At 62.5% G+C, this 8026-nt stretch carries 6 protein-coding genes; all 6 read right to left on the bottom strand.

Going from position 1 to position 8026, the window contains the following annotated elements; all coding sequences use genetic code 11:
* Positions 1 to 1505 (bottom strand): aldehyde dehydrogenase (NADP(+)) (locus Q8K08_RS16870; protein ID WP_304800408.1); only part of this gene is annotated, 1505 nt, incomplete at its 3' end.
* Positions 1506 to 1590: 85 nt separating this feature from the next.
* Entirely contained in the window at positions 1591 to 2502 is a 912-nt protein-coding gene (locus Q8K08_RS16865; protein WP_305250881.1) for a Gfo/Idh/MocA family protein, read from the bottom strand.
* Between the two features lie 17 nt (positions 2503 to 2519).
* On the bottom strand, positions 2520 to 4262 hold the full coding sequence (gene araD, locus Q8K08_RS16860; RefSeq protein ID WP_305250880.1) for an L-arabinonate dehydratase: 1743 nt from the start codon (positions 4260 to 4262) through the stop codon (positions 2520 to 2522).
* A 7-nt stretch (positions 4263 to 4269) separates the two neighbouring features.
* The gene (araD1, locus tag Q8K08_RS16855) at positions 4270 to 5250 is read right to left on the bottom strand and encodes an AraD1 family protein (RefSeq protein ID WP_304800403.1); all 981 of its coding nucleotides are present in this window, start codon (positions 5248 to 5250) and stop codon (positions 4270 to 4272) included.
* A gap of 8 nt (positions 5251 to 5258) precedes the next feature.
* Complete coding sequence (gene mmsB, locus Q8K08_RS16850) at positions 5259 to 6449, bottom strand: multiple monosaccharide ABC transporter permease (protein ID WP_305250878.1); 1191 nt, start codon at positions 6447 to 6449, stop codon at positions 5259 to 5261.
* Positions 6450 to 7979 carry a multiple monosaccharide ABC transporter ATP-binding protein gene (gene mmsA, locus Q8K08_RS16845; RefSeq protein ID WP_305250877.1) on the bottom strand — a complete coding sequence of 510 codons (1530 nt, stop codon included), beginning with the start codon at positions 7977 to 7979 and terminating at the stop codon, positions 6450 to 6452.
* Between the last annotated feature and the right edge of the window lie 47 nt (positions 7980 to 8026).

Here is an 8026-nt window from a genome sequence, read left to right as displayed (position 1 = left end):
TAGCCGAAGGTTTCGGGCAAGAGTGCTTCTGGGATGTTCTGGTAGCAGACGGGGCGGAGCCAGCGGCGGATGGACAGTGTGCCGACGGAGGTGGCGCCAAAGTTGGTGCTGGCGGGGTATGGGCCGCCGTGGACCATGCTGTCGGCCACCTCGACCCCGGTGGGGAAGCCGTTGGCCAGCACGCGTCCGGCCTTGCGTTCAAGGATCGGCATGAGGCGTTGGCCGAGGGCGGTGTCTGCGTCATCAAGGTGCAAGGTGCAGGTCAGCTGGCCTTGCAGGCTGGCCGCGATCGCCTCCATTTCGGCTGCGTCCTGCACGCGAATGATCAGGCCGAGCGGGCCGAACACCTCTTCCGCCAGCATATGATCGGCCAGCCAGTCCGCCCCCGACACCTCAAACAGGTTCGGCGTGGCGGCGCGCGCCTCGCACATCGTGGTCAGCAGGCTGCGGACGCCGGTGCCGGCGGCCACCCGGTCGCGGCCCGCGCGATAGGCGTCAGCCATGCCATCGGTCAGCATGGTTTGCGCGGCCACGGGTTCAAGGGCGGCTTTGGCGGTGGTGGCGAAGGCGTCGGCATCGGCGCCGTCGATCACCACGGCAAGCCCCGGGTTGGTGCAGAACTGGCCCGCGCCCATGGTCAGGCTGGCGGCCCAGCCCTTTGCAATCGCCTCGCCCCGCGCCGACAGCGCGGCGGGCAGCAGGAACATCGGGTTCACGCTGCCCAATTCGCCGAAGAACGGGATCGGGGCGGGCCTGCGGGCGCACAGATCAAACAGCGCGCGCCCACCGCCGAGCGAGCCGGTGAAGCCGACGGCGCGGATCAAAGGGTGCTGGACCAGCGCTTCGCCGACATCACGCTTGCCGCCCTGCACAAGGCTGAACACGCCCGGATGCAGGTTGCAGGATTTTCGAGCGGCATCAACGGCTTGGGCTACAATCTCGCCGGTGCCGGGGTGGGCCGAGTGGCCCTTGACCACCACCGGACAGCCTGCCGCAAGCGCGCTTGCGGTGTCGCCGCCCGCAACCGAAAAGGCCAGCGGGAAGTTTGACGCGCCAAACACCGCGACCGGGCCGATCGGGCGCTGGATCATTTTCAGATCCGGACGCGGCAAGGGTTGGCGGTCTGGCAGGGCGGCATCGTGACGACGATCAAGGTAGTCGCCCGCGCGGATATGCGACGCAAACAGCCGCAGCTGGCCGGTGGTGCGGCCCCGCTCGCCCTGCAGACGCGCGACCGGCAAGCCGGTTTCCTGCGTACCGATTTCGGTGATGGCATCACCGCGCGCGTCAATCTCATCAGCGATGGCGTCGAGGAAGGCAGCGCGATCCGCGCGTGGCGTCGCAGCGAAAGAGGGGAAAGCAGCCTCGGCCGCCATAACCGCCCGGTCCACCAGCGCAGGGGTGCCGACCGCAAAATCATGGGCCGGGCCATGGGCGGGAGTGGAGGCAAAGGTCGTCGCCCCCGAAATCCAGTCGCCCGCGATGAGGTGCTTGCCTGTCAGCATGTCAGTCTCCGATATTTGCCGGCGAACCGGGGGGTTTCACACCCCCCGGACCCCCCGTGGGATATTTCAGAACAGAAAATGGGCGTCAGAAGTAGAACGGGTCTGTTATGCTGCGTTTGCCAAGGGTCATGGCGTCAGCGACATGTACCATCGGGGCGAGGTCAACTTCGGACCGGGACTGGCATATCAGATCCGCCATGCGGGCGTAAAGGGCGGGATATTCGCCCATGATGGTGTTTTCGCCCCGTGAAGGCTGGTCGCCGATTTCCAGCACATTGCCGCCCATCCGCAGCGCCATTGCACCAACCGTGGTGTCGATCTCGATATCCCAGGTCTGCGGGCCGGTCTGACGCCAATCAAAATCGGCGGCGACGTTGCCGCTGAATGTAAGGCGGGCAGCGATGGGCGTCTGGCGGTTGGCGGGGAATTCCAGATCTGCGGCTTGCAGATGCACCGGGGCGGGGAGGATTTCGGTCAGGATCGACAGGGCGTTGATGCCGGGATCGAACACGCCCATGCCGCCCGGTTCAAACACCCAATCCTGACCAGGGTGCCATTTGCGCACATCCTCGCGCCAAGTGATACGAGCGCGGGTGATGGATTTCTCCGCCAGCCACGCCTTGGCCGGGGCAACGGCGTGGGCCATGCGGCTGTGCCATGTGGTGTAGAGGGTGACGCCATGCTCGGCGGCGAGGGCCTCGAGCGCATGAACCTCGGCCAAGGTGGCGCCGGGTGGCTTTTCCAGCATGACGTGCCGCCCCGCGCGGATGGCAGCTTGTGCATAGGCAAAGCGCGGCACCGGGGGAATGGCCAGCGACACGGTGGTGATATCGGGCCGCTGGGCCAGCATATTGGCCATGTCGGTGAACGCCTCGACGCCATCGACCGTGCCTGCGCGCGAGACAGTGGCGGCAAGCTGCCAATCGGGGCTGGCTGCGATGGCGGGGACGTGCTGGTCTACCGCGATCTTGCCGATGCCGACGAGGGCGAGTTTCATCGGTGAACAGCCGGGCATCAGTGCGAATCCCGGCCAACCGGCGCACCGCGCGCTCCCTTGAGGAAATCGAGATCAGCCCCGGTGTCGGCCCCTTCGACATGGCGCTGGTGCAGCCAGCCGTAGCCCGATGGAAACAGATCATGCGTGGGTTTCCATGCGGCCAGACGGGCGGCGAGTTCGTCATCGGGGATATCAAGGTGCAGACGGCGGTTCGGCACGTCGAGTTCGATGAAATCGCCGTTCTGCACAACTGCCAGCGGCCCGCCTGCGGCAGCCTCGGGTGAGGTGTGCAGGACAACGGTGCCGTAAGCGGTGCCCGACATGCGTGCGTCCGAGATGCGCACCATATCGGTGATGCCCTTTTTCAGCACCTTTGGCGGCAGGCCCATGTTGCCGACCTCGGCCATGCCGGGATAGCCTTTTGGCCCGCAGTTTTTCATGACCATGATGCAGGTTTCATCAATGTCCAGCGCAGGATCGTTAATCTTGGCTTTGTAGTCGTCAATGTCTTCAAACACCACGGCACGGCCCCGGTGCACCATCAGGTGTGGGCTGGCGGCGGAGGGTTTGAGCACCGCACCCTTGGGTGCAAGGTTGCCCTTGACCACAACCACGCCGCCCGACAGGGTCAGTGCCTTGTCGGCGGGCAAGATCACGTCTTCGTTGTGGTTGCGCACATCCTTGACCTGATCCCACATGGAATCGCCAGACACTGTCAGCGCGTCCTTGTGCAGCATCCCAGCCTCGCCCAGACGCTTGATCACGACCGGCAGGCCTCCGGCGTAGAAGAATTCCTCCATCAGGTATTTGCCCGATGGCATCAGGTTGACGATAGTGGGCACATCGCGGCCACAACGGTCCCAGTCATCCAGCGTCAGATCAATGCCGACGCGGCCTGCGATGGCCAGCAGGTGGATCACGGCGTTGGTGGACCCGCCAATGGCTGCATTGGTGCGGATCGCGTTTTCAAACGCCTCCTTCTTCAGAATGTCGGACGGTTTCAGATCATCCTTCACCATCTGCACGATGCGCCGTCCGGTCAGTTGTGCCATCACGCGGCGGCGGCTGTCGACCGCCGGAATGGCGGCATTACCTGAAAGCGCCATGCCAAGCGCTTCGGCCATTGATGCCATGGTGCTGGCAGTGCCCATAGTGTTGCACGAGCCGGGGCTGCGCGACATCCCGGCCTCGGCTTCGGCGAATTCTTCCTGCGTCATCTCACCAGCCTTGACCGCTTCGGAGAATTTCCACAGGTGGGTGCCGGAGCCGACGCGTTCGTTGCGGTAATAACCATTGAGCATCGGCCCACCGGTTACAACGATCGACGGCAGGTCGGTCGAGGCGGCGGCCATAAGCAGGCTGGGCGTTGTTTTATCACAGCCAACCAGCAGCACGCAGCCATCCATAGGCTGGCCGCGCATCGCCTCTTCCACCGCCATCGCCGCCAGATTGCGGAACATCATTGCGGTGGGGCGGAAGGCGGATTCCGAGGCCGAGAACACCGGCACTTCGACAGGGAAGCCGCCCGCTTCATAGATGCCGTTCTTGACCCGTTGCGCCAGATCATTGAGGTGGGCGTTGCAGGGCGTGAGTTCGGACCAGGTGTTCAGGATGCCGATGACCGGGCGACCATCGAACAGATCATGCGGGAAGCCCTGATTTTTCATCCAGCCGCGGTGATAGATCTGGTCGCGACCCGTGCCGCCGAACCACTCCTGCGAGCGAAGGTGACGGGGCCATTTGGCGGGTTTGAAGGTCATGTCATCCTCACAGGGTGTGAACCGTTGTCATCCCGTCATCGGGGGCAACGGCAAGCGGGTTGGTCAGTGGCAGGCCGAAAGCGGCGACCTCAATTTCAAAGATATCACCGGGTTCGGGCCGGATACCATCGGCAAAGGACAGGGTGGCGGTGCCGAACATATGCACATGCAGATCACCGGGCTGGCGAAACAGGTCGTATTTGAAGTGATGGTGTTCCAGATTGGCAAAGCTGTGCGACATGTTCGCTTCGCCCGACAGGAACGGCTTCTCCCAGATCACCGCACCGGCGCGGCGGATGCGGCTGCTGCCGCGCACGTCATGCGGCAGATCGCCGACAAGGATTTCGGGGCCAATGGCGGCTTGGCGCAGCTTGGAATGGGCCAGATACAGATAGTTGATCCGCTCCGTCACATGGTCGGAAAACTCATTCGCCAGCGCCCAGCCAATGCGGCAGGGGCGACCCTGCGCGTCGATTATATAGATGCCCGCCAGTTCGGGTTCTTCGCCGCCATCAAGCGCAAAGCCGGGCGAGGTCAGGGCCGCGCCGGGGGCAACCAGATGCATGCCGTTGCCCTTGTAGAACCATTCCGGCTGCACGCCGGGGCCAGAGGCGGGCTTGCCGCCCTCTAGCCCCATGCGGAACATCTTCATGGAATCCGTGGCGTCGTCAGCATTCGCTTTGGTGTGCATCGCGTCACGCGTGGCGGCGCTGCCCAGATGGGTCAACCCGGTGCCGGTCAGGTGCAGGTGCGCGGGGTCGGGATGGGTGATCGGGGCCAGCATCCTGCCTTCGGCCGCCGCGCGCAGCAGATCAACCGCAGGGCCAAGACCGTGCGTCGCAATCACTTGCGCCAAAGATCGGCCGGAATTCGCCGCCTCTAGCGCCAGTGCATAGGTGCTGGCGGCGCCCTGAACGATGGCGGCTTCGGACCCTTCGCGGGCAACTACGGCGATGCCGGTTTCAGTCTTGATCTGCGACAACAGCATGGGTGCCCTCACTTATTTTTGTTGTAGACGTCAAAGATGACAGCCGCGAGGAGAACCAAGCCCTTGATCACCTGCTGATAGTCGATGCCGATACCAAGGATCGACATGCCGTTGTTCATCACCCCCATGATTAACGCGCCGACCACCACGCCGATGATCTTGCCCGACCCGCCGGTCATCGAGGCTCCACCAATGAAGACGGCGGCGATCACGTCCAATTCAAACCCCGCGCCCGCCTTTGGGGTCGATGAGTTCAGGCGGGCGGCCACGATCATACCCGCCAAGGCCGCCAGAACGCCCATGTTGACGAAGCAGAAAAACACCAGACGTTCGGTCTTGATCCCGGACAGTTTGGCGGCCTTTTCGTTGCCACCCAGCGCATAGATCCGGCGGCCACTTGTGATTTGCTCGGTAAAAAAGGCGTAGACCACCGTCAGAACCGCCAGCACCATCACCACATTTGGCAGGCCCCGGAAAATCGCCAGCTTGTAGCCAACAAAAATCAGCGCGCCACATACGATGGCATTGCGGATCCAGAACACCAGTGCGGGTTCTGGCGTCAGGCCAAAGGCCGCATCCTGTGCCCGCTTGCGCAGGCCAAGAAACACCACGATGCAGGCAGCAACAACCACAATCAAAAGCGCGGTGCCGTTCAGCCGGTCCATCCCGAACAGCGCCTGATCGGCATCGCCAAAGATGTCGGGAATAAACCCGGTGGACAGCGACTGGAACGAGCGGGGGAACGGCCCGATGTTCTGGCCGTTAAGCAACCAGAGGGTGGAGCCGCGAAACACCAGCATCCCCGCCAGCGTGACGATGAAGGAAGGAATTTTCCAATAGGCCACCCAATAACCCTGCGCCGCGCCGATCAGCCCGCCGACAACCAGACAGGCCGGAATGACGGCATAGACCGGCCAGCCCTGATTGACCGTCAGCACCGCCGCAACCGCGCCGGTAAAGCCCACGACTGATCCGATAGACAGGTCAATATGCCCGGCCACGATCACCAAGAGCATGCCCAGCGCCATGATGATGACGTAGGAGTTCTGCAAGAACAGGTTGGTGATGTTCTGCGCCGACAGAAAATCCACGTCGATGGTGGCGCGCACAACCACGGTAAAGAAGAACACAATGGCGACCAGCGCCATGATCATCCCGTATTCGCGCAGATGGCTGCCCAGATAATTCTTTTCCGACATTTACGCCGCCTTCCCGGTACTGTTCATAATCATGGCCATGATGCGTTCCTGACTGGCCTCGGCGCGGGACAATTCGCCCACGATCCGGCCTTCATTCATCACATAGATGCGGTCGCACATGCCCAGAAGCTCGGGCATTTCCGAGCTGATCATCACGATCCCCCGGCCATCGGCGGCCAGTTGGTTCATGATGTTGTAGATTTCAAATTTCGCGCCCACGTCGATGCCGCGTGTGGGTTCGTCAAGGATCAGAACCTGCGGATCGGTGAACAGCCATTTCGACAGCACCACCTTTTGCTGGTTGCCGCCTGACAGGTTCACCACCTTTTGCTGCACGTTGGGGGTGCGGATGTTCATGGCGCGGCGGTAGTCTTCGGCCACCTGCGCCTCGCGCCGCTGGTTCAGCACGCCGCGCATAGCGATTCCGGCAAGGTTCGCAAGGCTGATGTTGCGTGAAATCGGTTCTTCAAGGATCAGGCCCAGCGCCTTGCGGTCCTCGGTCACATAGGCAAGACCAGCGGCCACCGCCTTTGTCACAGTTGAGGTATCCACCGGCTTGCCGCCCATGGTGATCTCACCCGAGACGCCCCGGCCATAACTACGGCCAAACAGGCTCATCGCCAGTTCAGTGCGCCCGGCCCCCATCAGTCCGGCGATGCCCACAATCTCGCCCTTGCGCACGGTAAACGCGGCATCGCGGATCATCTGGCGGTCTTTTTGGTCAGGGTGGAACACGTTCCAATTCTTGACCTCCAGCAGCACCTCACCGGGGTTTGGCGTGCGGTCGGGGTAGCGGTGCGCCATATCGCGGCCCACCATATCGCGAATGATGCGATCTTCAGAGATATCGGCGCGGTTCAGTGTTGATACCGTCGTGCCATCGCGGATGATCGTGATACGGTCAGCCACACGGCCAATTTCGTTCAGCTTATGGCTGATGATGATCTGCGTGACGCCCTGCGCCTTCAGCTCCAGCATCAGATCAAGCAATTTCTGGCTGTCGTTTTCCTGAAGCGCGGCAGTCGGCTCATCCAAAATCAGCAGACGCACATCCTTGGCCAGCGCCTTGGCAATCTCGATCAGCTGTTGTTTGCCAACGCCCAGCTTGCCAACAATCGTGGTGGGGGCCTCATTCAGACCGACCTTTTGCAAAAGATCGCGGGTTTTCTGAAACGCCAGCGGCCAGTTGATGACCCCGCCCTTTGCCACTTCATTGCCCAGAAACAGGTTCTCGGCAATCGACAGAAGCGGCACCAGCGCCAATTCCTGATGGATGATGATGATGCCCTTGGATTCAGAGTCGGTGATGGATTTCATCGCCAGCGTCCCGCCGTCGTAGACGATGTCACCCTCATAGCTGCCATGCGGGTAAACGCCCGACAGCACCTTCATCAGCGTAGATTTCCCGGCCCCGTTTTCGCCGCAGATCGCGTGGATCTCACCCGCCTCGACCGACAGGTTCACCTGATCCAGCGCGCGCACACCGGGGAACAGCTTGCTGATCCCGCGCATTTCCAGAAGCGTTGTCATCGTCCCCTCCCCAGAGAACCGGGCCTGCCTGCCGGGAGCAATGGCAG

Source organism: Pseudotabrizicola sp. (assembly GCF_030684215.1).
Classification (GTDB): Bacteria; Pseudomonadota; Alphaproteobacteria; order Rhodobacterales; family Rhodobacteraceae; genus Pseudotabrizicola.
Note: the sequence above shows the minus strand (reverse complement) of the source record. Positions and strands in the feature narration are given on the sequence as shown.

Bases quoted from the DNA above. Each gene is read 5' to 3' on its own strand.
- Q8K08_RS16865 (WP_305250881.1), bottom strand. From the start codon at position 2,502: ATGAAACTCGCCCTCGTCGGCATCGGCAAGATCGCGGTAGACCAGCAC.
- mmsB (WP_305250878.1), bottom strand. From the start codon at position 6,449: ATGTCGGAAAAGAATTATCTGGGCAGCCATCTGCGCGAATACGGGATG.
- mmsA (WP_305250877.1), bottom strand. From the start codon at position 7,979: ATGACAACGCTTCTGGAAATGCGCGGGATCAGCAAGCTGTTCCCCGGT.
- araD1 (WP_304800403.1), bottom strand. From the start codon at position 5,250: ATGCTGTTGTCGCAGATCAAGACTGAAACCGGCATCGCCGTAGTTGCC.
- araD (WP_305250880.1), bottom strand. From the start codon at position 4,262: ATGACCTTCAAACCCGCCAAATGGCCCCGTCACCTTCGCTCGCAGGAG.